Genomic DNA, 26415 nt, shown 5'->3' with positions numbered 1-26415 from the left:
GTGGTGGGCGCAGCGCCTCCCCGTCGGGGACGTGCTGCGCTCGCCAGCGCAGTGCCTTTAAACGCATCGCCAACCAACGGGGAGTTCCACCGTGGCTCGCAAGACTCCACTTAACCGCTACCGCAACCTGGGTATCGTCGCTCACGTCGATGCCGGCAAGACCACCACGACCGAGCGCGTGCTGTTCTACACCGGTGTCAACCACAAGCTGGGCGAGACTCACGAAGGCGCCTCCACCACCGACTGGATGGAGCAGGAGCAGGAGCGGGGCATCACCATCACCTCCGCTGCCGTGACCACCTTCTGGAAGGGCATGAACCACCAGTTCGATGAGCACCGCATCAACATCATCGACACCCCTGGGCACGTGGACTTCACCATCGAGGTGGAGCGTTCCCTGCGGGTACTCGACGGTGCCGTCGTGGTGCTGTGCGGCTCTTCCGGCGTTCAGCCGCAGACCGAGACCGTGTGGCGTCAGGCCAACAAGTACGAAGTGCCGCGCATGGTGTTCGTCAACAAGATGGACCGCACCGGTGCCGACTTCTTCATGGTGGTCGACCAGCTCAAGGATCGCCTGGGCGCCAACGCCGTGCCGATCCAGATCAACTGGGGCACCGAGGAAGAGTTCCAGGGCGTCATCGACCTGATCGAGATGAAGGCCATCAAGTGGAACGAGGAAGACCTCGGTACCTCCTACGAGCTGGTCGACATCCCCGCCGAGCTTCAGGCCAAGGCCGAAGAGTTCCGTGAGCAGATGGTCGAGGCCGCCGCCGAGGCGTCCGACGAGCTGATGGACAAGTACCTGGAAGGCGGTGAGCTGACCAAGGAAGAGATCAAGGCCGGCCTGCGTCGTCGCACCCTGAGCAACGAGATCGTGCTGGTCACCTGCGGCTCGGCGTTCAAGAACAAGGGCGTGCAGGCGGTGCTGGACGCGGTGGTCGAGTACCTGCCGTCTCCCACCGAGGTCAAGGCCATCGAGGGTGAGCTGGACGACAAGCACGGCACCGTCGCGACCCGCGAGGCCGACGACGCCGCGCCCTTCGCCGCCCTGGCGTTCAAGATCGCCACCGACCCCTTCGTCGGTACCCTGACCTTCATCCGCGTCTATTCAGGCGTGCTGAACTCGGGCGACAGCGTCTTCAACTCCGTGAAGTCGAAGAAGGAGCGCGTCGGCCGTATCGTCCAGATGCACGCCAACTCCCGCGAGGAGATCAAGGAAGTGCGCGCCGGCGACATCGCCGCCTGTATCGGCCTCAAGGACGTCACCACCGGTGACACCCTGTGCGACCAGGAGCACAAGATTATCCTGGAGCGCATGGAGTTCCCGGATCCGGTGATCTCGGTCGCCGTGGAGCCGAAGTCCAAGGCCGACCAGGAGAAGATGGGCGTGGCGCTGGGCAAGCTGGCCCAGGAAGACCCCTCCTTCCGCGTCAAGACCGACGAAGAGACCGGTCAGACCATCATCTCCGGCATGGGCGAGCTGCACCTCGACATCATCGTCGACCGCATGCGTCGCGAGTTCAAGGTCGAGGCCAACATCGGCAAACCGCAGGTCGCCTACCGCGAGACCATTCGCGGCACGGTGGAGCAGGAAGGCAAGTTCGTGCGTCAGTCCGGCGGTCGCGGCCAGTACGGCCACGTCTGGCTGCGCATCGAGCCGCTCACCAAGGAAGACAAGGGCGAAGATGAAGACCTGCACTTCAAATTCGCCTCCGAGATCGTCGGCGGCGTGGTTCCCAAGGAATACGTGCCGGCCGTCGAGAAAGGGGCCTACGAGCAGCTGCAGAACGGTGTCATCGCGGGCTATCCGATGATCGACGTCAAGGTTACGCTGTACGATGGTTCCTACCACGACGTGGACTCCAACGAGACCGCGTTCAAGGTCGCTTCGTCCATGGCCGTCAAGGAAGGCGCCAAGAAGGCCAAGGCCGTGCTGCTGGAGCCGGTGATGAAGGTCGAGGTCGTGACCCCCGAGGATTACATGGGTGACGTCATGGGCGACCTGAACCGCCGTCGCGGTCTGGTGCAGGGTATGGATGACTCGTCCATGGGCAAGATCATCCGCGCTCGGGTTCCGTTGGCTGAGATGTTCGGTTACGCGACCGATCTGCGTTCTCAGACCCAGGGCCGCGCAAGCTACGTCATGGAGTTTGCGGATTACGAAGAGGCGCCGTCCAGCGTCGTTGAAGCCGTCATCAACCAAAACGGGTAACCGTTAGCTAACGTAAAGAGGTTATAGCAGTGGCTAAGGAAAAATTTGAGCGTTCCAAACCGCACGTCAACGTCGGCACCATCGGTCACGTCGACCACGGCAAGACCACTCTGACTGCGGCCCTGACTCGCGTCTCCGCCGAGGTGTTCGGTGGCGAATGGCGTGCATTCGACTCCATCGACAACGCCCCGGAAGAGCGTGAGCGCGGCATCACCATCGCCACCTCTCACGTGGAGTACCAGTCCGAAGTGCGTCACTACGCGCACGTCGACTGCCCGGGTCACGCCGACTACGTCAAGAACATGATCACCGGTGCTGCCCAGATGGACGGCGCTATCCTGGTCTGTTCCGCCGCTGACGGCCCCATGCCGCAGACCCGCGAGCACATCCTGCTGTCCCGTCAGGTTGGCGTTCCGTACATCGTCGTGTTCCTGAACAAGGCCGACATGGTCGACGACGAAGAGCTGCTCGAGCTGGTCGAGATGGAAGTTCGCGAGCTGCTGAACGAGTACGACTTCCCGGGCGACGACACCCCGATCATCACCGGCTCCGCCCTGATGGCGCTGAACGGTGAAGACGAGAACGGCATGGGCACCACCGCCGTTGCCAACCTGATCAAGGCCCTGGACGAGTACATCCCGGAGCCGGAGCGTGCCATCGACCAGCCGTTCCTGATGCCGATCGAGGACGTCTTCTCCATCTCCGGCCGCGGCACCGTGGTGACCGGTCGTATCGAGCGCGGCATCGTCAAGGCCGGCGAAGAGATCGAGATCGTCGGTATCAAGGACACCACCAAGACCACCGTTACCGGTGTCGAGATGTTCCGCAAGCTGCTCGACGAAGGTCGTGCCGGTGAGAACGTCGGCGCCCTGCTGCGCGGCACCAAGCGTGACGAGGTCGAGCGTGGCCAGGTGCTGGCCAAGCCGGGCTCCATCAAGCCGCACACTGTCTTCGAAGCCGAAGTCTACGTGCTGTCCAAGGAAGAGGGTGGTCGTCACACTCCCTTCTTCAAGGGCTACCGTCCGCAGTTCTACTTCCGTACCACCGATGTCACCGGTACCTGTGAGCTGCCGGAAGGCGTCGAGATGGTGATGCCGGGCGACAACGTCAAGATGGTCATCACCCTGATCGCCCCGATCGCCATGGACGAAGGTCTGCGCTTCGCCATCCGTGAAGGCGGCCGCACCGTCGGCGCCGGCGTCGTGGCCAAGATCGTCCAGTAAGCCTCGGCTTCTCGATGATCGAAGGGGGCTCCTCGCGGGGCCCCCTTTCTGCGCACCGCGGAGAGTGTTTGACACTCATCCGCGGCGCACCTATAATGCGCATCCTTTGAATGCGTGGGTAGACGGCTCGCGCCGTCGAGATCCATTGGAGTTAAGGGCTAATGCAGAACCAGAAGATTCGCATTCGGTTGAAGGCCTTCGACCATCGCCTGATCGACCAGTCCGCCGCGGAGATCGTTGAGACCGCCAAGCGTACCGGCGCCCAGGTTCGTGGTCCGATCCCCCTGCCGACCAACCGCGAGCGGTACACCGTGCTGATCTCGCCGCACGTCAACAAGGACGCGCGCGACCAGTACGAGATTCGTACTCACAAGCGTGTGCTCGACATCGTCGAGCCCACGGAAAAGACCGTTGATGCCCTGATGAAGCTCGACCTCGCCGCCGGCGTGGACGTGCAGATCAAGCTCGACTGATTCCACACTAGACACTCGCGGCCCAGCGCTCATCGCCTCTGCACAAAAGCGGGCATGAGCAGCAGCCGCCGCGCCGTGAGGCGCCATACAACGTGCTAGTGGAATGCTCTGGAAAGGGCAGCCATAGCGGGTGATAGCCCCGTACACTAAAGGAGACTGAGTATGACTATCGGTTTAGTCGGTAAGAAGGCCGGGATGACCCGCGTCTTTACCGAGGATGGCGCTTCTGTGCCCGTAACCGTGATCGAGGTTGCACCCAACCGCATCACTCGCGTCAAGACCGTCGAGTCCGACGGCTACGCGGCGATTCAGGTGACAGCCGGTTCTCGCAAGGCCAAGCACCTCACCAAAGCCCAGGCGGGTCAGTACGCCAAGGCAGGTGTGGAGGCCGGTCGTTCGCTGATGGAGTTCCGCCTGGCTGCAGGCGAAGAAGCTCCGGAAGTGGGCGGCGAACTCACCGTATCCCTCTTCGAAGCTGGTCAGAAGATCGACGTGACCGGCACCTCCAAGGGCAAGGGCTTCCAGGGCGCCATCAAGCGCTGGAACTTCCGCACCCAGGACAACAGCCACGGCAACTCCCTGTCCCACCGCGCACCGGGCTCCATCGGCATGTGTCAGACGCCGGGCCGCGTGTTCAAGGGCAAGAAGATGGCCGGCCAGATGGGCAACGTCCGTTGTACCGTCCAGAGCCTCGAAGTCGTGCGTGTCGATGCCGAACGTAACCTGCTGCTGGTCAAGGGCGCCGTGCCCGGTGCCACCGGTAGTGACGTCGTCGTGCGCAGCGCCGTGAAAGCTGGCTGAAGGGGAAATCACCGATGAATCTGAATCTTGCTGCCGGCGCCGGCACCGTCGAAGTGTCCGACGCCACCTTTGGCAAAGAATTCAATGAAGCGCTCGTGCACCAGGTCGTCACCGCCTATCTGGCCGGTGGTCGTCAGGGCACTCGCGCTCAGAAGAACCGTTCCGACGTGCGTGGTGGCGGTAAGAAGCCGTGGCGTCAGAAGGGCACCGGTCGCGCTCGCGCCGGCACCATCCGCTCTCCGCTGTGGCGCAGCGGCGGCGTGACCTTCGCGGCGCGTCCTCAGGACCACAGCCAGAAGGTCAACCGCAAGATGTACCGCGCGGCGATGCGCTCCATCCTCTCCGAGCTGGTTCGCCAGGAGCGTCTGGTGGCCGTGGAGGAGATCTCCGTCGAAGCGCCCAAGACCAAGCAGCTGGTCGCCAAGCTCGAAGAGCTGGGTCTGGAGAAGGTGCTGATCGTCACCGAGGAAGTCGACGAGAAGCTCTACCTGGCTGCCCGCAACATTCCCAACGTGGATGTGGTGGACGTGGCTGCCGCCGACCCGGTGAGCCTGGTCGCCTTCGACAAGGTGCTGGTCACCGTCTCCGCCCTGCGCAAATTCGAGGAGAAGCTGGCATGAACCAGGAGCGTGTATTCAAGGTCCTGCTGGGTCCGCACGTGACCGAGAAGGCCGCCATGGCTGCCGAACGCAACCAGTACGTGTTCAAGGTGGCCAGCGACGCGACCAAGCCCGAGATCAAGAAGGCCGTCGAGGCTCTGTTCGGCAAGAAGGTCGACCGCGTTCAGACGCTGAACGTCAAGGGCAAGACCAAGCGCACCGCGCACGGTCTGGGTCACCGCAAGGGGTATCGCAAGGCCTACGTTACGCTGGCCGCCGGCGAGACCCTTGAAGACTTCTCTGGCGCCGAATAAGGGCAGGAGTACGGACAATGGCAATCGTCAAGACCAAACCCACATCCGCCGGCCGTCGCCACGTCGTCAAGATCGTTGGTGAAGACCTGCACAAGGGCAAGCCCTACGCGCCCCTGCTCGAGAAGCAGTCGCGCAGTGGCGGTCGTAACAACAACGGTCGCATCACCACCCGTCACGTGGGCGGTGGGCACCGTCAGCACTACCGGATCATCGACTTCAAGCGCACCAAGGATGGCGTTCCGGCCATCGTCGAGCGCCTCGAGTACGATCCGAACCGTAGCGCTCACATCGCGCTGCTGAAGTACCTGGACGGCGAGCGTCGCTACATCATCGCGCCCAAGGGCGTGAAGGCGGGTGACCGTCTCGAGTCCGGCGTGAACGCGGCCATCAAGCAGGGCAATGCTCTGCCGCTGCGTAACGTCCCGCTGGGTTCCACCGTGCATTGCGTCGAACTGAAGCCTGGCAAGGGCGCTCAGATCGCTCGCAGCGCCGGCACCAGCGCCCAGCTGGTCGCCCGTGACGGCAACTACGCCACCCTGCGTCTGCGCTCCGGCGAGATGCGCAAGGTGCTGAGCGAGTGCCGCGCGACCCTGGGCGAAGTGAGCAACTCCGAGCACAGCCTGCGTCAGCTTGGCAAGGCCGGTGCGAAGCGCTGGAGAGGTGTGCGTCCGACCGTTCGCGGTGTGGCCATGAACCCGGTGGATCACCCGCATGGCGGCGGCGAAGGCCGCACCAGCGGTGGTCGTCACCCGGTGACTCCGTGGGGTATCCCCACCAAGGGCCACAAGACCCGCAAGAACAAGCGCACCGACAAGCTGATCGTTCGTCGCCGCAAGGCCAAGTAACACACTTTAAGAGGTAACGGCTGTGCCACGTTCACTGAAGAAAGGTCCCTTTATTGACCTTCATCTGCTGAAGAAGGTTGAGGCTGCAGTGGAGAAGAACGACCGTAAACCGATCAAGACCTGGTCGCGTCGTTCCATGATCCTGCCCAACATGGTCGGGCTCACCATTGCAGTCCATAACGGTCGCCAGCACGTCCCGGTGCATGTCTCCGAGGAAATGGTTGGCCACAAGCTGGGCGAATTCGCTGCTACCCGCACCTATCGCGGTCATGCGGCGGACAAGAAAGCCAAACGGTAAGCCAGAGAGGATTGAGAGATGGAAGTCACAGCTAAGCTGCGTGGCGCTCGTTTATCCGCCCAGAAGGCCCGTTTGGTGGCTGACCAGGTGCGCGGTAAGCCGGTCGCCGAGGCGCTCGACCTGCTGACCTTCTCACCGAAGAAGGCTGCCAAGCTGGTCAAGAAGGTGCTGCAGTCCGCCATCGCGAATGCGGAAGAAAACAACGGCATGGATATCGACGAGCTGCGTGTCTCGACCATCTGCGTCGATGAGGGCATGACGCTCAAGCGTATCAAGCCGCGTGCCAAGGGCCGCGCGGATCGTATCTTGAAGCGCACCTGCCACATCACCGTCAAGGTAGCCGAGAAGTAGGAGTCGACCAGATGGGTCAGAAAGTCAATCCGACAGGCATTCGCCTGGGCATCGTCAAGGACCATACGTCGGTCTGGTATGCCGAGCGCGGCGCCTATGCCGACAAGCTGAACAACGACCTCGAAGTGCGCCGCTTCCTGGAAGAGCGTCTCAAGAACGCCTCCGTGAGCCGCATCACCATCGAGCGTCCGGCCAACAACGCACGCATCACCATTCACACCGCTCGTCCGGGCATCGTGATTGGCAAGAAGGGCGAGGATGTCGATCGCCTGCGTCGTGAGGTCACCCAGATGATGGGCGTGCCCGTTCACGTCAACATCGAAGAAGTTCGCAAGCCCGAGCTGGACGCCATGCTCGTGGCCCAGAACATCGCTGGCCAGCTCGAGCGTCGCGTCATGTTCCGTCGCGCCATGAAGCGCGCGGTTCAGAACGCCATGCGCCTGGGCGCCGGCGGCATCAAGGTGCAGCTCTCCGGTCGCCTGGGTGGCGCCGAGATCGCGCGCACCGAGTGGTACCGGGAAGGTCGTGTTCCGCTGCACACCCTGCGTGCGGACATCGACTACGCCACCTTCGAGGCCAAGACCACCTACGGCATCATCGGTGTCAAGGTGTGGGTCTTCAAGGGTGAGATCCTCGGGGGCATCGAAGAGGTCCGCGCCAAGGCGAAGCAGCCTCAGGCCGCGCCCTCCAAGAAGAAAGGTTCCAGGTAAGGGGAGAGCGAGTCGATGTTACAACCCAAGCGTATGAAATTCCGCAAGATGCAGAAAGGCCGTAACCGTGGCCTGGCGCATCGCGGAAGCAAGATCAGCTTCGGGGAATACGGCCTGAAGGCTACCGGTCGCGGCCGCATTACTGCGCGCCAGATCGAAGCCGGCCGTCGCGCGATCACCCGTCACGTCAAGCGTGGCGGCAAGATCTGGATCCGCGTGTTCCCGGACAAGCCGATTTCCAAGAAGCCACTCGAAGTCCGTATGGGTAAGGGTAAGGGTTCCGTCGAGTACTGGGTCGCACAGATCCAGCCGGGCCGGGTCCTGTATGAAATCGAAGGCGTGTCCGAAGAGCTGGCCCGCGAGGCCTTCACTCTCGCCGCGCAAAAGATGCCCGTATCCACCACCTTTGTGAAACGGACGGTGATGTGATGAAAGCCCAGGAAATCCGTGAAAAGTCAGTCGACGAGCTGAAAGGTCAGCTCCTCGAACTCCTCCGCGAGCAGTTCAACCTGCGCATGCAGAAGGCCACCGGTCAGCTCAGCCAGACTCATCTGCTCAAGCAGGTTCGTCGGGACATCGCCCGGGTGAAGACTGTGCTCAACGAGAAGGCAGGTGACTGAGATGGCCGAAGAGAAGAAAGCTCGTACGCTCACCGGCAAGGTGGTGAGCGACAAGATGGACAAGTCCATCGTCGTGATGATCGAGCGCCGCGTGCGTCACCCGATCTACGGCAAGTACGTCAAGCGCTCCACCAAGCTGCACGCCCATGACGAGGCGAACCAGGCGAAGGCAGGCGACACGGTCTCCATCCAGGAGTGCCGTCCGCTGTCCAAGACCAAGTCCTGGAAGCTGGTCGAGGTGGTCGAGCAGGCCAAGGGCTGATCGGCTCACGCCTGTCAAACCAGTGCAGTCAGATTAGGTTTGGAGAAAACCGATGATTCAGACTCAGACAATGCTGGATGTCGCCGACAACAGCGGGGCGCGCCGGGTGCAGTGCATCAAGGTGCTGGGCGGTTCACACCGTCGCTACGCCCACGTTGGCGATATCATCAAGGTCACGGTGAAGGAAGCCATTCCGCGTGGCAAGGTCAAGAAAGGCCAGGTCCTCAAGGCGGTGGTGGTTCGCACCCGTAGCGGCGTCCGTCGTCCCGACGGTTCGCTGATCCGCTTCGACGGAAATGCGGCAGTTCTGTTGAACAACACCAACGAACAGCCGATCGGTACCCGTATCTTCGGGCCGGTGACCCGTGAACTTCGTACTGAGAAGTTCATGAAGATCATTTCCTTGGCGCCTGAAGTGCTGTAAGGAGCGAGGCGGATATGCAAAAAATCAAACGTGACGATGAAGTGATCGTCATCGCCGGCAAGGACAAGGGCAAGCGTGGCACCGTCAAGCGCGTCCTCAAGGACGACCGCTTTGTCGTGTCCGGTGTGAACATGATCAAGCGTCACACCAAGCCCAACCCCATGGCGGGCAATCAGGGCGGTATCGTCGAGCGCGAGGCTCCGATTCACGCGTCCAACGTAGCCATCTTCAACCAGGAGACCGGTAAGGCGGATCGCGTCGGCTTCCAGGTTCAGGAAGACGGTACCAAGGTACGTATCTACAAGTCGACGCAGACGCAGATCGACGCCTAACGCGAGTCGGGTAGCAAAATGGCGAACTTGAAAGAACGTTATCAGAACGAGGTGGTGGCTCAACTCAAAGAGCAGTTCAGCTACGCCAACGTGATGCAGGTGCCACGGATCACCAAGGTGACTCTGAACATGGGCATCGGCGAAGCGACCAGCGACAAGAAGCTGATCGAGAATGCCATCGGTGACCTGGAGAAGCTCTCCGGTCAGAAGCCGATGGTGACCAAGGCGCGCAAGTCCATCGCGGGCTTCAAGGTGCGTGAAGGCTGGCCGATCGGGATCAAGGTAACCCTGCGCTCCGAGCGCATGTGGGACTTCCTCGATCGCCTGGTGAATATCGCGATCCCCCGCGTTCGTGACTTCCGTGGTCTCAACCCGAAGTCCTTCGACGGTCGTGGCAACTACTCCATGGGGGTGCGTGAGCAGATCATCTTCCCGGAGATCGAGTATGATAAGATCGATCGGATCCGTGGTCTGGATGTCACCATCACCACCACCGCCAACACCGATGAAGAAGGTCGTGCGCTGCTGAGCGCGCTGAACTTCCCGTTCAAGAAATAAGGGGTGGGACCATGGCAAAGAAGAGCATGATTGAGCGTGAGCTCAAGCGCACCCAGCTGGTGGCGAAATTCGCCGCCAAGCGCGCCGCGCTGAAGGCGATCATCCAGGATGTCAACGCTTCCGATGAAGAGCGCTTCGAGGCAACGCTGAAGCTGCAGCAGCTGCCGCGTGACTCCAGCCCGGTGCGTCAGCGCAACCGCTGCCGCATCACTGGCCGTCCGCACGGCTACTACAACAAGTTCGGCCTCGGCCGCAACAAGCTGCGTGAAGCCGCCATGCGTGGCGACGTACCCGGACTGAAGAAGTCCAGCTGGTAACGCCACGTAGAGATATCAGGAGCGCAATGTAAATGAGCATGCAAGACACTCTGGCGGATATGTTTACCCGTATCCGCAATGCGCAGATGGCCACCAAGGAGACGGTCACCATGCCGTCCTCCAAGCTGAAGATCGAGGTGGCCCGCGTGCTGAAGGACGAGGGTTACATCACCGACTTCGCGGTGACCGAGAGCGCCAAGCCCGAACTGACCGTTACCCTCAAGTACTTCGAGGGCAAGCCGGTCATCGAGCATCTGCAGCGCGTGTCCAAGCCGTCCCTGCGTCAGTACAAGGGCAAGGGCGAGCTGCCGAAGGTCGCCGATGGCCTGGGAATCGCGATTGTCACTACCTCTCAGGGTGTGATGACCGATCGCGCGGCTCGCAAGGCCGGTGTCGGTGGCGAAGTCATCTGCACCGTATTCTAGGAGTTTGGAATGTCCCGCGTAGCCAAATATCCGGTAAAAGTGCCCGCTGGCGTCGAGATCAAGCTCGACGGTAACCAGCTGACCGCCAAGGGCGGCCAGGGCACACTGTCACTGACCATTCACCCCGATGTGGTGATCGGTCAGGAAGAGGGTCAGCTGACCTTCACGCCGAGCGAGTCCGCCAAGAGCTGGGCCATGGCCGGCACCACCCGTGCCCTGGTTCAGAACCTGGTCACCGGCGTGAGCGAAGGCTTCACCAAGACCCTCGAAATCATCGGCGTCGGTTATCGTGCCCAGGCCAAGGGCCAGACGCTCAATCTGTCACTGGGCTTCTCGCACCCGGTCGATTACACGCTGCCTGAGGGTGTCACGGCGGAAACGCCCAAGAACACCCAGATCGTGCTGAAGAGCGCGGACAAGCAGAAGCTCGGCCACGCTGCAGCGGAAATCCGCGCCTTCCGTCCGCCTGAGCCCTACAAGGGCAAGGGTGTCCGGTACGCCGACGAGCAGGTGCGTCGCAAAGAAGCCAAGAAGAAGTAAGGCAGGGTTATGAACGCGAAGAAAGAATCTCGTCTCCGTCGTGCCCGCCGCGCTCGCGCCAAGATCCGCGAGCTGGGCGTGTATCGCCTGTGCGTCAACCGTACCCCCCGTCACATCTACGCGCAGATTATCTCGCCGGATGGTGGCAAGGTCCTGGCCAGCGCTTCCACGCTGGACAAGGCCCTGCGTGAGGGTGCAACCGGCAATGCTGACGCCGCCGCCAAGGTGGGCGCCCTGATTGCCGAGCGCGCTAAGGAAGCAGGCATCACCCAGGTGGCCTTCGATCGTGCCGGCTTCAAGTACCATGGCCGCGTGAAGGCTCTGGCCGACGCCGCTCGTGAAGGCGGCCTGGAATTCTAAAGGGTTTTACGATGGCGAAGAACGAACAGCAAAGCGGCGACCTCCAGGAGAAACTGGTCCAGGTCAACCGTGTCGCCAAGGTGGTCAAGGGTGGCCGTATCTTCGGTTTCACCGCCCTGACCGTCGTGGGCGACGGCAAGGGCCGTGTCGGCTTCGGTCGCGGCAAGGCGCGTGAAGTGCCGGTCGCGATCCAGAAGGCGATGGACCAGGCTCGCCGCAACATGGTCAAGGTCAACCTCGCAGGCACTACCCTGCAGTACCCGGTCAAGGCCCGTCACGGCGCCTCCAAGGTGTACATGCAGCCGGCTTCCGAGGGTACCGGCATCATCGCCGGCGGCGCCATGCGCTCCGTGCTCGAGCTGGCAGGCGTCCACGACGTCCTGGCCAAGTGCTACGGTTCCACCAATCCGGTGAACGTGGTGCGGGCTACCGTCAAGGGCCTGACTGCCATGCAAGCGCCGGAAGACATCGCCGCCAAGCGCGGTCTGTCTGTCGAAGCGATCACGGGGTAAATACCATGGCAGCAACACTCAAGGTTACCCAGACCCGCAGTACCATCGGCATCCTGCCCAAGCACAAGGCCACCATGAAGGGCCTGGGGCTGCGCCGCATCGGTCACACGGTTGAACTGGAAGACACCCCTGCCGTACGCGGCATGATCCACAAGGTTAACTACCTTGTGCGCGTTGAGGGAGAGTAATCCATGAAACTCAATAGCCTGAGCCCGGCACCGGGCTCCAAGCACGCCGAGAAGCGCGTCGGCCGTGGTATCGGCTCCGGTCTGGGCAAGACCGGCGGCCGCGGCCACAAGGGCCAGAAGTCGCGCAGCGGCGGCAGCGTCAAGCCCGGCTTCGAGGGCGGTCAGATGCCGCTGCAGCGTCGTCTGCCGAAGTTCGGCTTCACCTCCATGAAGTCGCTGGTCTCCGAAGAAGTGCGCCTGGGCGAGCTCGCCAAGGTCGCCGGTGACGAGGTCACCCTGGAGACCCTGAAGCAGGCCAACGTGCTGAAGGACGCCACGCTGCACGCGAAGGTGATCCTCTCCGGCGAACTGAACAAGGCGGTTACCGTCCGCGGCATCAAGGTCACCAAGGGTGCCCGTGCTGCGATCGAAGCCGCCGGTGGCAAGGTAGAGGACTAAATGGCCAAGTCAGGAAAAGTGCCGGCGATGGGCAGCGGTCTGGGTGAACTGTGGGCGCGTCTGCGCTTCGTGCTCCTCGCCATCGTGGTGTACCGGATCGGTGCCCACATCCCCGTGCCCGGTATGAATCCTGACCAGCTTGCTGCCTTGTTCAGGGAGCAGCAGGGCACCATCCTGGGCATGTTCAACATGTTCTCGGGTGGCGCCCTGGAGCGCATGAGCATCATGGCGCTGGGCATCATGCCCTACATCTCGGCGTCGATCATCATGCAGCTGCTGACCGCGGTCTCGCCCCATCTTGAGCAGCTCAAGAAGGAAGGCGAGGCCGGTCGTCGCAAGATAAGCCAGTACACCCGCTACGGTACCGTGCTGCTCGCCCTGGTCCAGGGCACCGGCATGTCGGTGGGCCTGGCCAGCCAGGGTATCGCCTACACGGCCGACTTCAGCTTCTATTTCACCGCCATCGTCACCTTCGTGTGTGGTGCGGTGTTCCTGATGTGGCTCGGCGAGCAGATCACCGAGAAGGGGATCGGCAACGGCATCTCGCTGCTGATCTTCGCCGGCATCGTCGCGGGCCTTCCGGGTGCCGTGGGCCAGGCCTTCGAGCTGGCTCGCAACGAGGGCGCCTGGAACGTGCTGCCGCTGCTGGCACTCTCCGTGCTGGGTGTCGCCACCGTGGCCTTCGTGGTGTTCATCGAGCGCGGCCAGCGTCGCATCACCGTGAACTACCCGCGTCGTCAGGTCGGCAACAAGATGTACGCCGGCCAGAGCAGCTACCTGCCGCTGAAGGTGAACATGGCGGGCGTCATTCCGCCGATCTTCGCCTCCAGCATCCTGCTGTTCCCGGCCTCGCTGGGTCAGTGGGTGGGTGCCGGCGACGGCCTCGAGTGGCTGCAGCGTGCTTCCCAGGCCCTCGGGCCGGGGCAGCCCCTGCACATCTTGCTTTTCGCCGCGGCGGTGGTATTCTTCTGCTTCTTTTACACAGCGCTGGTCTTCAATCCCAAGGACGTCGCCGACAACCTCAAGAAGTCGGGTGCCTTCCTGCCGGGGATTCGTCCGGGCGAGCAGACCGCTCGCTACGTCGACAAGGTCATGACCCGTCTGACCCTGTTCGGCGCCTTGTACATCACTGCGGTTTCCCTGATGCCCCAGTTCCTGATCGTGGCGTGGAACGTGCCGTTCTTCTTCGGCGGTACCGCGCTGCTGATCATCGTGGTGGTCATCATGGACTTCATGGCCCAGGTGCAGTCGCACCTCATGTCGCACCAGTACGAGTCGGTGATGAAGAAGTCCAACCTGAAAGGCTACGGTAGCGGCGGCATCATGCGCTGAGGCGCGCCGCACGTGAATTGGCGCACCGCGGGGCGAGCGATCGGCTCGCGGTGCGAGCCAACCTTGGAGATGGAACGATGAAAGTTCGTGCTTCCGTAAAGAAAATGTGCCGCAACTGCAAGATCATTCGTCGCAATGGCGCCGTGCGCGTCATCTGCACCGAGCCGCGGCACAAGCAGCGCCAGGGCTGAACCTGACGCTGTACTGAACCGGGTGCCGGCATGCCTCTTGCCCTCTCGCGGGGAAAGGGGTATGCTGTTGCGCCTTTTGTAGTAGACCCAACGAGCAAGCCGCTCAAATTTCGGAGTAAGCTGATGGCCCGTATTGCAGGCGTCAATATCCCGGACAACAAGCATGCGGCGATCTCGCTGACCTATATCTTCGGGATTGGCCGCACTCGTGCACAGGACATCTGTGCCGCGTCCGGCATCGCGCCGACCACCAAGATCCAGGATCTGTCCAGCGAAGAGCTGGATACCCTGCGCTCCGAGGTCGGCAAGTACACCGTAGAAGGTGACCTTCGTCGTGATGTGACGCTGAATATCAAGCGTCTCATGGACCTGGGTTGCTACCGTGGTCTGCGTCATCGTCGTGGTCTTCCGCTGCGTGGTCAGCGTACCAAGACCAATGCGCGTACCCGTAAGGGCCCGCGCAAGCCGATCCGCAAATAACACGCACGTTCTGGCGTAAAGACAGGAAGATACATCAACATGGCTAACCCGCGTAGCAATCGCAAGAAGGTTAAAAAGCAGGTAGTGGATGCCGTTGCGCATATCCACGCCTCTTTTAACAACACGATCATTACGATCACAGACCGCCAGGGCAATGCTCTTTCCTGGGCAACTGCCGGTGGTTCGGGTTTTCGTGGTTCTCGCAAGAGCACCCCGTTCGCTGCTCAAGTAGCAAGCGAGCGTGCAGCGACCGCTGCAGCCGAGTATGGTGTGAAAAACGTCGACGTGCTGGTCAAGGGCCCCGGTCCTGGCCGTGAATCCGCCGTGCGCGCACTCAATGCCGCCGGCTTCCGCGTGCAGAGCATCACCGACGCGACGCCCATTCCCCACAATGGCTGCCGTCCGCCGAAGAAACGCCGCGTTTAAGGAGACAGATTCATGGCTCGTTATATTGGACCGAAGTGCAAACTGTCTCGTCGTGAAGGCACCGACCTCTTCCTGAAGAGCGGTGTGACTCCCTTCGAGAAGAAGTGCAAATCCGAGCAGATTCCGGGTGTGCACGGCCAGCGTCGTCAGCGTATTTCCGAATACGGCTTGCAGCTTCGCGAGAAGCAGAAAGTGCGCCGAATGTATGGCGTACTCGAGAAGCAGTTCCGCAACTACTACAAGGAAGCGGCCCGTCTCAAGGGCGCGACCGGCGAAGTGTTGCTGCAGCTCCTCGAATCCCGACTGGACAACGTCGTCTACCGCATGGGCTATGGCTCTACCCGCTCCGAAGCTCGGCAGCTGGTCAGCCACAAGGCCATCGCCGTGAACGGCCGCACCGTCAACGTGGCTTCCTACCAGGTCAAGCCGGGTGACGTGGTCTCCGTTCGCGAGAAGGCGAAGAACCAGGCGCGCATCCAGAGTGCCCTGTCACTGGCCGCCAACCGCGGTGATGTGACCTGGATCGAGGTCGATGCCAAGAAGATGGAAGGCACGTTCAAGGCGCTGCCCGAGCGTGGCGACCTGACGGCCGACATCAACGAGGCCCTGATCGTCGAGCTGTACTCCAAGTAAGCGCTGCTAGCGCCCGGCCCCCTCGCGGGGGCCGGCTCAGAGTACCGAGTATCCGTTTGGCAGCCTGAAAGGTGTACATATGCAGCGTTCAGTGACCGAGTTTCTTCGCCCGCGCGACATCAAGGTCGAAGAGATCAGCGCACATCACGCGAAGATCGTGCTCGAGCCCTTCGAGCGTGGCTTCGGCCACACCCTGGGCAACGCACTGCGTCGTATCCTGCTCTCGTCCATGCCCGGCTGCGCCGTGGTGGAAGTCGAGATCGGCGGTGTCGATCACGAGTACAGCGCGATCGAAGGGGTCCAGGAAGATGTCATCGAGATCCTCCTGAACCTCAAGGACGTGGCGATCAAGATGCACAGCCGCGATGAGGCGGTGCTCTCGCTGAACAAGCAGGGCCCGGCCGTCGTTACCGCGGGTGACATTGCCCTCGACCACGACGTCGAGATCGTCAACCCCGAGCACGTCATCGCCCACGTCAACGAGGGCGCCGAGCTGAAGATGCAGCTCAAGGTGGCACGCGGCCGCGGCTATGAGCCGGCGGACGCTCGCATCGGGGCAGACGACGAGTCTCGTGCCATCGGCCGCCTGCAGCTGGATGCGACCTTCAGCCCCGTGCGTCGGGTCTCCTACAGCGTCGAGGCCGCGCGTGTCGAACAGCGCACCGACCTCGACAAGCTGATCATCAGCCTGGAGACCGACGGCACCCTGGATCCCGAAGAGGCGATCCGTCGCAGCGCGACCATCCTGCAGGATCAGCTGGCCGCGTTCGTCGATCTGGAAGCCGACAAGGAACAGGAAGTGGAGGAGGAGGAGGATCACATCGATCCGATCCTGCTGCGCCCCGTAGACGATCTCGAGTTGACCGTTCGCAGCGCCAACTGCCTGAAGGCCGAGAACATCTATTACATCGGCGATCTGATCCAGCGCACCGAGGTGGAGCTGCTGAAGACGCCGAACCTCGGCAAGAAGTCCCTGAACGAGATCAAGGACGTTCTGGCAGCGCGCGGTCTTTCCCTGGGCATGCGGCTGGAAAACTGGCCGCCGGCTAGCCTGAAGGACGACAAGGCCTCCGCGTGAGCGCCGACCCGAGTCCCAGTTTGGTAAGGAATCACAACCATGCGTCATCGTAAGAGTGGTCGTCATCTGAATCGGACCAGCTCGCATCGCCAGGCCATGTTCAAGAACATGAGCGTGTCGCTGATCGAGCATGAGGTCATCAAGACAACCCTGCCCAAGGCCAAGGAGCTGCGTCGCGTCATCGAGCCGCTCATCACCCTGGCCAAGCAGGACAGCGTCGCCAATCGTCGTCTGGCTTTCGCCCGCACCCGCTCGAAGGAAGCGGTGGGCAAGCTGTTCAACGAGCTGGGCCCGCGTTACGTCGAGCGTCCGGGCGGTTACGTCCGTATCCTCAAGTGCGGTTTCCGTACCGGCGACAACGCGCCCATGGCCTACGTCGAGCTCGTCGACCGTCCGGTCGTCGAGGCCGAGGAAGCTGCCACCGAGGAGTGATCCTCGACCGGCCTTCCGCCAAGGCACGCCAAACCGGCCCCTCTCGAGGGGCCGGTTTTTTTCATCTTGGGCATGCTGAGAGGAGTTCCGGTGAGTGGGCTGAATCCGCGGCTTTTCCGGCGACAGGCCTGAGCGGGGGCGCTGTGAACCCCTCCCTGGGTGCTACCGACGCCATCCCTGGCGTAGGACCCCCTCCAGGCCTGCCCCCAGCGCCGCTGCCCTCTGGGGCATCAGGTGACGCTTTCAGCCTTTTTCTTGCTGTGCTCGGCTCGCTCCAGCAGCGGCCTGAGGAAGCGCCCGGTATGGGAGGCCTCCATCTTCGCCACCTGCTCCGGGGTGCCCTCGGCGATGATGCGCCCGCCGCCGGAGCCCCCCTCGGGGCCCAGGTCGACGAGCCAGTCGGCGGTCTTGATCACGTCCAGGTTGTGCTCGATCACCACGATGGTGTTGCCGTGGTCGCGCAGGCGGTGCAGTACGGTGAGCAGCTGGCGGATGTCCTCGAAGTGCAGCCCGGTGGTGGGTTCGTCGAGGATGTAGAGGGTCTTGCCGGTGTCACGCTTGGCCAGCTCCCTGGCCAGCTTGACCCGCTGGGCCTCGCCGCCGGAGAGGGTGGTGGCGCTCTGCCCCAGGCGCACGTAGGAGAGCCCCACGTCGAGCAGGGTCTGCAGGCGCCGGGCGATGGCGGGGACCGGACTGAAGAAGGCCAGCGCCTCCTCCACGGTCATCGCCAGCACCTCGTCGATGCACTTGCCCTTGTACTGGATCTCCAGGGTCTCGCGGTTGTAGCGCTTGCCCTTGCAGACGTCGCAGGGCACGTAGATGTCGGGCAAAAAGTGCATCTCCACCTTGATCATGCCCTCGCCCTGGCACGCCTCGCAGCGCCCGCCCTTGACGTTGAAGGAGAAGCGGCCGGGCTTGTAGCCGCGCGAGCGCGCCTCCTGGGTCCCGGCGAAGAGCTCGCGGATCGGCGTGAAGATCCCCGTGTAGGTGGCCGGGTTGGAGCGCGGGGTCCGCCCGATGGGGCTCTGGTCGATGTCGATCACCTTGTCGAGCTGGTCGAGGCCCTCGATGCGCTCATGGGCGGCCGGGGTGAGGCTGGTGGCGTGGTTGAGCTCCCGGGCGGCGATCGGCATCAGCGTCGAGTTGATCAGCGTCGACTTGCCGGAGCCGGAAACGCCGGTGACGCAGATGAAGAGCCCCAGGGGCAGCTCCAGGGTCACGTCCTGGAGGTTGTTGCCGGTGGCGCCCACCAGGCGCAGCACCTTTTCCGGGTTGCCGGGAATCCGCCACGGCGGGACCTCGATGCGGCGGGTGCCGGCCAGATACTGCCCGGTGAGGGAGTCGGGATTGGCCATCACCGCCGCCGGCGTGCCCTGGGCGACGATGCGCCCGCCGTGGACGCCGGCGCCGGGGCCGATGTCCAGCACATGGTCGGCGGCGCGGATGGCGTCCTCGTCGTGCTCCACCACGATCACGGTGTTGCCCAGGTCGCGCAGGTGCTCCAGGGTCTTGAGCAGGCGGTCGTTGTCGCGCTGGTGCAGGCCGATGGAGGGCTCGTCGAGGATGTACATGACGCCTACCAGGCCGGCGCCGATCTGGCTGGCCAGGCGAATGCGCTGGGCCTCGCCGCCGGAGAGGGTGTCGGCGCTGCGCTCCAGGGTCAGGTAGTCCAGCCCCACGTTGACCAGGAACTCCAGCCGGGCGTGGATCTCGTTGATGATCTTCTCGGCGATCTCGCCGCGCCGGCCCGGCAGCGCCAGGGTCTTGAAGTAGGCCCAGGCTTCGCCGATAGGCAGGTGCACCATCTCCGGCAGGCTGCGCTCGTCGATGAAGACGTGCCGCGACTCCTTGCGCAGCCGCGAGCCGTGGCAGGCGGGGCAGGGCTGCACGGTGATGTAGCGGGCCAGCTCCTCGCGGACCATGTTGGACTCGGTCTCGCGGTAGCGGCGCTGCAGGTTGGGGAGGATGCCCTCGAAGGGGTGCTGGCGGGTGACCTTGCGGCCGCGGTCATTGACGTAGTGAAAGGCGATCTCGTCGTGGCCGCTGCCGTGCAGGATCACCTCGCGTTCGTGGCGGGCGAGCTCCTGCCAGGGGGTCTCGAGGGTGAAGCGGTAGTGCTCTGCCACCGACTGCAGCTGGTTGAAGTAGAAGACGCTGCGGCGATCCCAGCCCTTGATCACCCCCTCCGCCAGGGAGAGTTCCGGGTGGCTGATCAGCTTCTCGGGATCGAAGACCTGCTGCACGCCGAGGCCGTCGCAGCTCGAGCAGGCGCCGGCGGGGTTGTTGAAGGAGAACATGCGCGGCTCGAGCTCGGCGATGGAGTAGCCGCAGACGGGGCAGGCGAAGCGCGCCGAGAAGGCGATGTCGTCATGCTCGCCGTCCATGAAATGGACCATGGCGATGCCGTCGGAGAGGCCCAGCGCCGTCTCGAAGGATTCCGCCAGACGCTGCTGGAGCCCCTCGCGGACCTTGATGCGGTCCACCACCACGCTGATGTCGTGCTTCTTGTTCTTGTCCAGCGGCGCGATGTCGTCGAGTTCCAGCACCTGGCCATCCACCATGGCGCGCACGAAGCCCTGGGCGCGCAGCTCGGCCAGCAGCTGCAGGTGCTCCCCCTTGCGCCCCTTGACCACCGGCGCCAGCAGCATCAGCTTGCTGCCCTCGGGCAGCGCCAGGACCTGGTCGACCATCTGCGAGACCGTCTGGGCCTCCAGGTCCTCGCCGTGCTCCGGGCAGCGCGGGGTGCCGGCCCGGGCGAACAGCAGGCGCAGGTAGTCGTAGATCTCGGTGATGGTGCCCACGGTGGAGCGCGGGTTGTGGGAGGTGGACTTCTGCTCGATGGAGATCGCCGGCGAGAGCCCCTCGATATGGTCGACGTCGGGCTTCTCCATCATCGACAGGAACTGGCGCGCATAGGTGGAGAGCGACTCCACGTAGCGGCGCTGGCCCTCGGCGTAGAGGGTGTCGAAGGCCAGCGACGACTTGCCCGAGCCGGAGAGCCCGGTGACCACGATCAGCCTGTCGCGGGGCAGCTCGACGTCGATATCCTTCAGGTTGTGGGTGCGGGCACCCCTGACCAGAATCCTGTCCATTCCCACCTCGGGCGCACGGCAAAAGGACGATTATACGGGCCCGCCCGCGCCGTCGGCAAAGCGGCGCCGGACCGCGGCTTTCCCTGAGTGGTGGCGAGCCGCTAGAATATGCGATTCACTCAAGGGCGCCTCGCGCCCGAGCATGGAACGTCATCCTCCCTATGCGAAAGGTTTCCGGGCTGCTGCTTGCCAGCGAGCGGCGCGCCATCACCGGCCTGGCCGGCCTCTATGCCACCCGCATGCTGGGCCTGTTCATGGTGCTGCCGGTGCTGGCCCTCTACGCCGACGAGCTCACCGGCGCCACGCCGCTGCTGGTGGGCCTGGCGCTGGGCGTCTACGGGCTCACCCAGGCGCTGCTGCAGATCCCCTTCGGCGCCCTCTCGGACCGCCTCGGCCGCAAGCCGGTGATCGCCTTCGGCCTCGTGCTGTTCATGGTCGGCAGCGTGGTGGCGGCCCAGGCCGACACCATCGGCGGGGTGATCCTCGGGCGCTGCCTGCAGGGCAGCGGGGCGGTGGCCGCCGCCATCATGGCGCTGCTCGCCGACCAGACCCGCGAGCAGGTGCGCACCGCGGCCATGGCCACCATCGGGCTCTCCATCGGCGTCGCCTTCGCCGTGGCCATGGTGCTGGGCCCCTGGCTGGCCGCCGCCTTCGGGCTCTCGGCGGTATTCTGGTTCACCGCGGCGCTGGCCACCCTGGGCCTGGTGGTGCTGTGGAAGCTGGTGCCCCCGGCGCCGCGCCGCCTGCAGCATCGCGACGTGGGGATCGAACGGGCCCAGCTCGGCAGGACCCTGGGGCGCGCCGACCTGCTGCGCCTGGATCTCTCGATCTTCGCCCTGCACCTGATCCTGATGGCGATCTTCGTCGCCGTGCCCTTCCGGCTGGTGGAGGCCGGGATCGCGGTGGAGCGTCATGGCCTCACCTACCTGGGCGTGATGCTGCTGGCCTTCCTCGGCATGGTGCCGCTGGTGATCCTGGCCGAGAAGCGTCGCCAGATGAAGGCGATGTGCCTGACCGCCATCGCCGCCATTGCCCTGAGCCTCGGCGGGCTGGCCGGCCTGGGCGGCAGCCTGTGGGGGCTGCTGGCCTGGCTGTGGCTCTTCTTCGTGGCCTTCAACCTGCTCGAGGCGACCCTGCCGTCGATGCTCAGCAAGCTGGCGCCGGCGGGGGCCAAGGGCACCGCCATGGGGATCTACTCCACCAGCCAGTTCCTCGGCGCCTTCCTGGGGGGCGTGCTGGGCGGCTTCCTGGCCCAGCAGTGGGGGCTCTCCGCGGTGTTCGTCGGCGCCGGGCTGCTGGTGCTGGTGTGGCTGGCGCTGATGGCGGGCATGACCCCGCCGCCCCACCTGGCCAGCGAGGTGGTGGCGCTGGATGACGAGCACCAGGGCGCGGCCCTCGAGGCCCTGGCGGCTCGCTTCGCCGAGGTGGCCGGCGTGGAGGACGTGCTGGTGGTGCCCGAGGAGCGGCTGGCCTACCTCAAGGTGGATCGCCGGCGCCTCGACGAGGAGGCCCTGGCGAAGGTGATCGATACTGGCAAGGAGCGCGCCTGAAACGCGGCTCGCAAGCGGGCGCGCGATGCGCCATCCTGCAGGCCTGCCTGCAGACACATGCATTCATGACAGCAAGGAGTCCAACATGGCCCGTGGCGTCAACAAGGTCATTCTGATCGGCAACCTGGGACAGGATCCCGAGGTTCGCTTCATGCCCTCCGGGGCCCCGGTGGCCAACCTGCGGCTGGCCACCACCGATACCTGGATGGACAAGCAGAGCGGCCAGCGCCAGGAGCGCACCGAGTGGCACAGCCTGGTGCTGTTCAACAAGCTGGCCGAGATCGCCCAGCAGTACCTCAAGAAGGGCAGCAAGGTCTACGTCGAGGGCCGCCTGCAGACCCGCAAGTGGCAGGGTCAGGACGGCCAGGATCGCTACAGCACCGAGATCGTGGTCAACGACATGCAGATGCTCGACTCTCGTGGCGGCGGTGATTTCCAGGGCGGTGGCCAGGCCCCGCAGGGCGGCTATCAGGGTGGCCAGTACGGTGGTGGTGCGCCCCAGCAGGGCGGCGGCTTCGGTGGCCAGCCCCAGCAGGGGGGCTACGGCGGCGCGCCGCAGCCGGCCGGCAACTTCGGCGGCGGCCAGCCCCAGGGTGGCGGTGCTCCCCAGCGTCCGGCCCAGCCCCAGCAGCGCCCCGCGCCGCCCCAGCAGGGGCAGCAGCAGGGCAACCAGCAGGGCAACCAGCAGGGCAACTACGGGGCGCCGGATCCGGGCAGCTTCGACGACTTCGATGACGAGATTCCGTTCTAAGGTGGAACGACCCGTCGGGCGCAGGGAGGAGCACGAGTGAAGCTGCTGATACTGGATGCCGGCCACTGCCTGAGCCTGTCCCTGGCTCGCGAGGCCAACCGGCGCACCGATACCGAGCTGGTCATCGACGCCGGCAGCGTGATCGATGCCGAGCGGCTCGCCGAGGTGGCGCCGGATGCGCTGGTCATCCCCCCGCTGTCGCGCCCCATCCGCGCCGCGCCGGCGGAGGTCACCGCCCACGCCGAGGCGGTGGAGCGGTGCATGGAGGTGTGCCGGGAGGCCGGGGTGGCGCTGGTGTGGTGCGTCTCCGACCAGCTCTACGAGGATGGCTTCGCCGAGCCCATCGACGAGCACGTCATCCCGCGGCCCCGGGACGAGAGCCTGCGCCGCCTGGTGACCACCGGCGATCGCATCCGCGCCGAGTGTCCGCGCCACCTGATCGTGCGGCTGGGGCCCCTGTTCGCCCTCGAGGGCGGCCATGCCTGGCTGGGAGAGCTGATCGATACCCTGGTGGACGGGCGCGAGGTGCGCGGCGAGGCCGACGTCACCTGCTGCCCCACCTCGGCGGACGCCGTGGCCATGTCGCTGATCGGCATGCTCCAGCAGCAGCACTGCGGCGCCGAGGCTTGGGGCAGCTACCACCTGGCCGGCACCGAGCCGGTCAGCGTCTACACCTTCGTCTCCATGGTGCGCACCCAGCTCGCCACCCGTCTCGAGGGGCTCGGCGAGCGGGTCGCCCTGGGCGAGGTGAAGGCCATGCACCACCACCATGACCATCCGCTGCGCCGGGTGCTCAACTGCCGGCGGGTGCTGGAGGTATTCGGCGTCCACCAGAAACCCTGGCGGCTGGAGGTGGGGCGGATGCTCGATGCCTGGTGCGAGGCCAACCGTCGCGACCCCGAGCCGCCGGAGGAACCGTCGTCCCCATGAATGTCCTGCGCAGCCTGCTCTTCTACGTCGGCTACTTCCTGATCATGCTGGTGTGCGGGGTGCTCTTCCTGCCGCTGGCGCCGCTGCTGCCGCTCGGCAGCCGCTACCGCCTGCTCAACGTCTACAACCACCTGATCACCGCCTGGTTTCGCTGGGCGTGCGGGGTGCGCTACGAGATCCGTGGGCGCGAGCGGCTGCCCGCGGGGCCCTGCGTGATCCTGGCCAACCACCAGTGCGAGTGGGAGACCATCTACCTGCAGATCCTCAAGCCGCCGGTGTGCACCGTGCTCAAGCAGGAGCTGCTGCGCATCCCGCTGTTCGGCTGGGGGCTGCGCCTGCTGCACCCCATCGCCCTGGATCGCTCCCGTCCCGCCCGGGCCATGAAGCAGGTACTCACCCAGGGCAAGCAGCGCCTGGACGAGGGGCTCTCGGTGCTGATCTTCCCGGAGGGGACCCGGGTGGCTCCGGGGCACCGCAAGCGCTACAACAAGAGCGGGACGGTGATCGCCTGCCGCGCCGGGGTGCCGGTGGTGCCGGTGGCCCACAACGCCGGCGAGCGCTGGCCGGGGCGCCACTGGGTGAAGAATCCCGGGCGGCTGTCGCTGGTGGTGGGGCCGCCCATCGAGACGGATGGCCGCACGCCGGAGGAGGTGCTGGTCGAGGTGGAGGCGTGGATCGAGGCCCGGCTGGCCGAGATCTCCGAAGTGCCGCGCCCGGTCGCCACGGGGGGCGAGGCGGCTCCGCTCGAGGCATCCGCCAGGCGCTGATCCTGTGCGGCCCGATCGCCCGGCAGGCCCCGCTGCCGCCACCCGCCGGCCATAACGAGAACGGCGCCCCGCGGGGCGCCGTTCTCGTTTCAGTCGAGCACGCTTTTGCGCTCGGTCCTTGAGCTCAGTCCTTGAGCTTCTCCAGCACCAGGCAGGCGTTGGTGCCGCCGAAGCCGAAGCTGTTGGAGAGCACCCGCTCGATCTTCACGCCGTCGCGGCGCTGGGTCACGATGTCGAAGCCGTCGGCCTGCTCGTCGAGGGTCTCGACGTTGGCCGAGGCGGCGATGAAGTCGTTCTCCATCATCAGCAGCGAGTAGACCGCCTCCTGCACGCCGGTGGCGCCCAAGGAGTGGCCGGTCAGCGACTTGGTGGAGCTCATGGCCGGCGTCGTGTCGCCGAACACCTCGCGGATCGCCTTGAGCTCGGCCACGTCGCCCACCGGCGTGGAGGTGCCGTGGGTGTTGATGTAGTCGATCGGCCCGTCCACCGTGGCCATGGCCTGGCGCATGCAGCGCACGGCGCCGTCGCCGGAGGGGGCGACCATGTCGTGGCCGTCGGAGGTGGCGCCGTAGCCGACCACTTCCGCGTAGATCTTCGCGCCGCGGGCGCGGGCGTGCTCCAGCTCCTCGAGCACCAGCATGCCGCCGCCGCCGGCGATGACGAAGCCGTCGCGGGCCTGGTCATAGGGGCGGGAGGCCTTCTCGGGGGTCTCGTTGTACTGGGTGGAGAGCGCCCCCATGGCGTCGAACAGGCAGGAGAGGGTCCAGTGCTCCTCCTCGCCGCCGCCGGCGAAGACCACGTCCTGCTTGCCCATCTGGATCTGCTCCATGGCGTTGCCGATGCAGTGGGCGGAGGTGGCGCAGGCGGAGGAGATCGAGTAGTTGATGCCCTTGATCTTGAACGGCGTGGCGAGGCAGGCGGAGACGGTGCTGCCCATGGTGCGGGTGACCCGGTAGGGCCCCACCCGGCGCAGGCCCTTCTCGCGCATGATGTCGGCGGCCTCGACCTGGTTGGCGCTGGAGGCACCGCCGGAGCCGGCGATCAGGCCGGTGCGCTCGCTGGAGACCATCTCCGGGGTCAGGCCAGAGTCCTCGATGGCCTGGGCCATGGAGACATAGGCGTAGGCCGCGGCGTCGCCCATGAAGCGGCGCAGCTTGCGGTCGATCAGGGCGTCCAGGTCGATATCGACCACCCCCGCCACCTGGCTGCGGAAGCCGCGCTCGGCGTACTCCTCCTTGAAACGGATGCCGGAACGCCCTTCCTTGAGCGCCTCGAGAACGGCCTGACGGTCATTGCCCAGACAGGACACGATACCCAGGCCGGTGACTACCACTCGTCGCATGGAAGCCTCCTGATTCAGAAGTTCGCGGTGGAGGTGAACAGGCCCACGCGCAGGTCGGTGGCCTGGTAGATATCGCGGCCATCGACCGACACGGTGCCGTCGGCGATGCCCAGGATCAGGCGCCGGGTGATGATGCGCTTGATGTCGATCTTGTAGGTGACCTTCCTGGCATCCGGCAGGATCTGGCCGGTGAACTTCACCTCGCCGCAGCCCAGGGCGCGGCCGCGGCCCGGGTGGCCCAGCCAGCCCAGGTAGAAGCCGACCAGCTGCCACATGGCATCCAGCCCCAGGCAGCCGGGCATCACCGGGTCGCCGGGGAAGTGGCAGTCGAAGAACCACAGGTCGGGGTGGATATCGAGCTCGGCGATCAGCTCGCCCTTGCCGAAGTCGCCGCCATCCTCGTAGATGCGGGTGATGCGGTCGAGCATCAGCATGTTGGGGGCCGGCAGCTGGGCATTGCCCGGGCCGAAGAGCTCGCCGCGGGAGCAGGCCAGCAGTTCTTCGCGATCAAAGGAGTGTTGCTTGGTCACTGGGTCATTCCGAAGGTCGAAGTTATTGTGCGCGGCAGGCGACAGGCCGCCGCCAGGCGACTGGCGTTAAGTCTACTGT

37 protein-coding genes are annotated in these 26415 nt (G+C 64.6%); 34 read left to right on the top strand and 3 right to left on the bottom strand.

What is annotated here, in order from left to right:
* The first annotated feature begins 91 nt into the window (after positions 1 to 91).
* The 30 genes from fusA (at position 92) to rplQ (ending at position 17374) form a co-directional block, all read left to right on the top strand.
* Complete coding sequence (gene fusA, locus HIR79_RS18210; protein WP_169959410.1) at positions 92 to 2212, top strand: elongation factor G; 2121 nt, start codon at positions 92 to 94, stop codon at positions 2210 to 2212.
* Between the two features lie 29 nt (positions 2213 to 2241).
* Complete coding sequence (tuf, locus tag HIR79_RS18205; RefSeq protein ID WP_169959409.1) at positions 2242 to 3435, top strand: elongation factor Tu; 1194 nt, start codon at positions 2242 to 2244, stop codon at positions 3433 to 3435.
* A gap of 161 nt (positions 3436 to 3596) precedes the next feature.
* A complete protein-coding gene (gene rpsJ / locus HIR79_RS18200; protein WP_021819602.1) occupies positions 3597 to 3908 on the top strand; it encodes a 30S ribosomal protein S10 in 312 nt (103 codons plus the stop codon).
* 162 nt (positions 3909 to 4070) lie between these two features.
* Positions 4071 to 4709 carry a 50S ribosomal protein L3 gene (rplC, locus tag HIR79_RS18195; RefSeq protein WP_119022613.1) on the top strand — a complete coding sequence of 213 codons (639 nt, stop codon included), beginning with the start codon at positions 4071 to 4073 and terminating at the stop codon, positions 4707 to 4709.
* A 14-nt stretch (positions 4710 to 4723) separates the two neighbouring features.
* The gene (gene rplD / locus HIR79_RS18190; RefSeq protein ID WP_169959408.1) at positions 4724 to 5329 is read left to right on the top strand and encodes a 50S ribosomal protein L4; all 606 of its coding nucleotides are present in this window, start codon (positions 4724 to 4726) and stop codon (positions 5327 to 5329) included.
* Positions 5326 to 5622, top strand: a complete 297-nt coding sequence (rplW, locus tag HIR79_RS18185) for a 50S ribosomal protein L23 (RefSeq protein ID WP_110070670.1) — start codon at positions 5326 to 5328, stop codon at positions 5620 to 5622. Before rplD ends, rplW begins: the two co-directional genes overlap by 4 nt.
* A 17-nt stretch (positions 5623 to 5639) precedes the next feature.
* On the top strand, positions 5640 to 6467 hold the full coding sequence (rplB, locus tag HIR79_RS18180) for a 50S ribosomal protein L2 (protein WP_119022611.1): 828 nt from the start codon (positions 5640 to 5642) through the stop codon (positions 6465 to 6467).
* A gap of 22 nt (positions 6468 to 6489) precedes the next feature.
* Positions 6490 to 6765, top strand: a complete 276-nt coding sequence (rpsS, locus tag HIR79_RS18175) for a 30S ribosomal protein S19 (protein ID WP_009098993.1) — start codon at positions 6490 to 6492, stop codon at positions 6763 to 6765.
* Between the two features lie 18 nt (positions 6766 to 6783).
* Positions 6784 to 7116 (top strand): 50S ribosomal protein L22, encoded by a 333-nt coding sequence (gene rplV, locus HIR79_RS18170; RefSeq protein WP_010626471.1) that lies wholly within the window; start codon positions 6784 to 6786, stop codon positions 7114 to 7116.
* 11 nt (positions 7117 to 7127) lie between these two features.
* Entirely contained in the window at positions 7128 to 7826 is a 699-nt protein-coding gene (gene rpsC / locus HIR79_RS18165) for a 30S ribosomal protein S3 (RefSeq protein WP_110070672.1), read from the top strand.
* 15 nt (positions 7827 to 7841) lie between these two features.
* The gene (gene rplP / locus HIR79_RS18160; protein ID WP_110070673.1) at positions 7842 to 8255 is read left to right on the top strand and encodes a 50S ribosomal protein L16; all 414 of its coding nucleotides are present in this window, start codon (positions 7842 to 7844) and stop codon (positions 8253 to 8255) included.
* Positions 8255 to 8446 (top strand): 50S ribosomal protein L29, encoded by a 192-nt coding sequence (rpmC, locus tag HIR79_RS18155; RefSeq protein ID WP_110070674.1) that lies wholly within the window; start codon positions 8255 to 8257, stop codon positions 8444 to 8446. The genes rplP and rpmC overlap by 1 nt, the downstream gene beginning before the upstream one ends.
* Position 8447: 1 nt before the next feature.
* Entirely contained in the window at positions 8448 to 8708 is a 261-nt protein-coding gene (gene rpsQ / locus HIR79_RS18150; protein ID WP_110070675.1) for a 30S ribosomal protein S17, read from the top strand.
* Positions 8709 to 8760: 52 nt separating this feature from the next.
* Positions 8761 to 9132, top strand: a complete 372-nt coding sequence (gene rplN, locus HIR79_RS18145; RefSeq protein ID WP_110070676.1) for a 50S ribosomal protein L14 — start codon at positions 8761 to 8763, stop codon at positions 9130 to 9132.
* Positions 9133 to 9146: 14 nt separating this feature from the next.
* On the top strand, positions 9147 to 9464 hold the full coding sequence (rplX, locus tag HIR79_RS18140) for a 50S ribosomal protein L24 (protein ID WP_023007541.1): 318 nt from the start codon (positions 9147 to 9149) through the stop codon (positions 9462 to 9464).
* A gap of 18 nt (positions 9465 to 9482) precedes the next feature.
* Positions 9483 to 10022: a 50S ribosomal protein L5 gene (gene rplE / locus HIR79_RS18135; protein WP_023007540.1), complete on the top strand. Its 540-nt coding sequence runs from the start codon at positions 9483 to 9485 to the stop codon at positions 10020 to 10022.
* An 11-nt stretch (positions 10023 to 10033) separates the two neighbouring features.
* On the top strand, positions 10034 to 10339 hold the full coding sequence (rpsN, locus tag HIR79_RS18130; protein WP_110070677.1) for a 30S ribosomal protein S14: 306 nt from the start codon (positions 10034 to 10036) through the stop codon (positions 10337 to 10339).
* A gap of 32 nt (positions 10340 to 10371) precedes the next feature.
* Entirely contained in the window at positions 10372 to 10764 is a 393-nt protein-coding gene (gene rpsH / locus HIR79_RS18125; protein ID WP_110070678.1) for a 30S ribosomal protein S8, read from the top strand.
* A 9-nt stretch (positions 10765 to 10773) separates the two neighbouring features.
* The gene (rplF, locus tag HIR79_RS18120) at positions 10774 to 11304 is read left to right on the top strand and encodes a 50S ribosomal protein L6 (protein ID WP_110070679.1); all 531 of its coding nucleotides are present in this window, start codon (positions 10774 to 10776) and stop codon (positions 11302 to 11304) included.
* A 9-nt stretch (positions 11305 to 11313) separates the two neighbouring features.
* The gene (rplR, locus tag HIR79_RS18115) at positions 11314 to 11664 is read left to right on the top strand and encodes a 50S ribosomal protein L18 (protein WP_023007536.1); all 351 of its coding nucleotides are present in this window, start codon (positions 11314 to 11316) and stop codon (positions 11662 to 11664) included.
* Positions 11665 to 11675: 11 nt separating this feature from the next.
* The gene (gene rpsE, locus HIR79_RS18110) at positions 11676 to 12176 is read left to right on the top strand and encodes a 30S ribosomal protein S5 (RefSeq protein ID WP_110070680.1); all 501 of its coding nucleotides are present in this window, start codon (positions 11676 to 11678) and stop codon (positions 12174 to 12176) included.
* 5 nt (positions 12177 to 12181) lie between these two features.
* A complete protein-coding gene (gene rpmD / locus HIR79_RS18105) occupies positions 12182 to 12364 on the top strand; it encodes a 50S ribosomal protein L30 (RefSeq protein ID WP_110070681.1) in 183 nt (60 codons plus the stop codon).
* Positions 12365 to 12367: 3 nt separating this feature from the next.
* Positions 12368 to 12802, top strand: coding sequence for a 50S ribosomal protein L15 (gene rplO, locus HIR79_RS18100; protein ID WP_110070682.1), 435 nt, complete (start codon positions 12368 to 12370; stop codon positions 12800 to 12802).
* The gene (secY, locus tag HIR79_RS18095; protein WP_110070683.1) at positions 12803 to 14134 is read left to right on the top strand and encodes a preprotein translocase subunit SecY; all 1332 of its coding nucleotides are present in this window, start codon (positions 12803 to 12805) and stop codon (positions 14132 to 14134) included.
* Between the two features lie 77 nt (positions 14135 to 14211).
* On the top strand, positions 14212 to 14325 hold the full coding sequence (gene rpmJ / locus HIR79_RS18090) for a 50S ribosomal protein L36 (RefSeq protein ID WP_031384759.1): 114 nt from the start codon (positions 14212 to 14214) through the stop codon (positions 14323 to 14325).
* Positions 14326 to 14448: 123 nt separating this feature from the next.
* Positions 14449 to 14805: a 30S ribosomal protein S13 gene (gene rpsM, locus HIR79_RS18085; protein ID WP_110070684.1), complete on the top strand. Its 357-nt coding sequence runs from the start codon at positions 14449 to 14451 to the stop codon at positions 14803 to 14805.
* A 39-nt stretch (positions 14806 to 14844) separates the two neighbouring features.
* Positions 14845 to 15231 (top strand): 30S ribosomal protein S11, encoded by a 387-nt coding sequence (rpsK, locus tag HIR79_RS18080; RefSeq protein ID WP_013331014.1) that lies wholly within the window; start codon positions 14845 to 14847, stop codon positions 15229 to 15231.
* Between the two features lie 12 nt (positions 15232 to 15243).
* On the top strand, positions 15244 to 15864 hold the full coding sequence (gene rpsD, locus HIR79_RS18075; protein WP_110070685.1) for a 30S ribosomal protein S4: 621 nt from the start codon (positions 15244 to 15246) through the stop codon (positions 15862 to 15864).
* Between the two features lie 79 nt (positions 15865 to 15943).
* A complete protein-coding gene (locus HIR79_RS18070; protein ID WP_110070686.1) occupies positions 15944 to 16942 on the top strand; it encodes a DNA-directed RNA polymerase subunit alpha in 999 nt (332 codons plus the stop codon).
* Positions 16943 to 16981: 39 nt separating this feature from the next.
* Complete coding sequence (rplQ, locus tag HIR79_RS18065; protein ID WP_169959407.1) at positions 16982 to 17374, top strand: 50S ribosomal protein L17; 393 nt, start codon at positions 16982 to 16984, stop codon at positions 17372 to 17374.
* Positions 17375 to 17604: 230 nt separating this feature from the next.
* Here rplQ and uvrA read toward each other — a convergent pair whose 3' ends face one another.
* The gene (gene uvrA / locus HIR79_RS18060) at positions 17605 to 20466 is read right to left on the bottom strand and encodes an excinuclease ABC subunit UvrA (protein WP_169959406.1); all 2862 of its coding nucleotides are present in this window, start codon (positions 20464 to 20466) and stop codon (positions 17605 to 17607) included.
* Positions 20467 to 20627: 161 nt separating this feature from the next.
* On the opposite strand from uvrA, the gene HIR79_RS18055 reads away from it, so the two are divergent.
* From HIR79_RS18055 to HIR79_RS18040, 4 genes are all read left to right on the top strand, one after another.
* Positions 20628 to 22016, top strand: coding sequence for an MFS transporter (locus tag HIR79_RS18055; RefSeq protein ID WP_169959405.1), 1389 nt, complete (start codon positions 20628 to 20630; stop codon positions 22014 to 22016).
* An 85-nt stretch (positions 22017 to 22101) separates the two neighbouring features.
* Positions 22102 to 22767 carry a single-stranded DNA-binding protein gene (locus tag HIR79_RS18050; protein WP_169959404.1) on the top strand — a complete coding sequence of 222 codons (666 nt, stop codon included), beginning with the start codon at positions 22102 to 22104 and terminating at the stop codon, positions 22765 to 22767.
* Positions 22768 to 22803: 36 nt separating this feature from the next.
* Positions 22804 to 23697, top strand: coding sequence for a sugar nucleotide-binding protein (locus HIR79_RS18045; RefSeq protein WP_169959403.1), 894 nt, complete (start codon positions 22804 to 22806; stop codon positions 23695 to 23697).
* Positions 23694 to 24464: a lysophospholipid acyltransferase family protein gene (locus HIR79_RS18040; protein ID WP_169959402.1), complete on the top strand. Its 771-nt coding sequence runs from the start codon at positions 23694 to 23696 to the stop codon at positions 24462 to 24464. Before HIR79_RS18045 ends, HIR79_RS18040 begins: the two co-directional genes overlap by 4 nt.
* 124 nt (positions 24465 to 24588) lie before the next feature.
* Here the strand turns inward: HIR79_RS18040 and fabB are convergent, their stop codons facing one another.
* The gene (fabB, locus tag HIR79_RS18035) at positions 24589 to 25806 is read right to left on the bottom strand and encodes a beta-ketoacyl-ACP synthase I (protein ID WP_169959401.1); all 1218 of its coding nucleotides are present in this window, start codon (positions 25804 to 25806) and stop codon (positions 24589 to 24591) included.
* Positions 25807 to 25820: 14 nt separating this feature from the next.
* Positions 25821 to 26336, bottom strand: coding sequence for a 3-hydroxyacyl-[acyl-carrier-protein] dehydratase FabA (gene fabA, locus HIR79_RS18030; RefSeq protein ID WP_169959400.1), 516 nt, complete (start codon positions 26334 to 26336; stop codon positions 25821 to 25823).
* Positions 26337 to 26415: the final 79 nt, after the last annotated feature.

The organism is Halomonas sp. PGE1, assembly GCF_013000985.1.
In the GTDB taxonomy this organism is placed as follows: Bacteria; Pseudomonadota; Gammaproteobacteria; order Pseudomonadales; family Halomonadaceae; genus Halomonas; species Halomonas alkalicola.
Note: the sequence above shows the minus strand (reverse complement) of the source record. Positions and strands in the feature narration are given on the sequence as shown.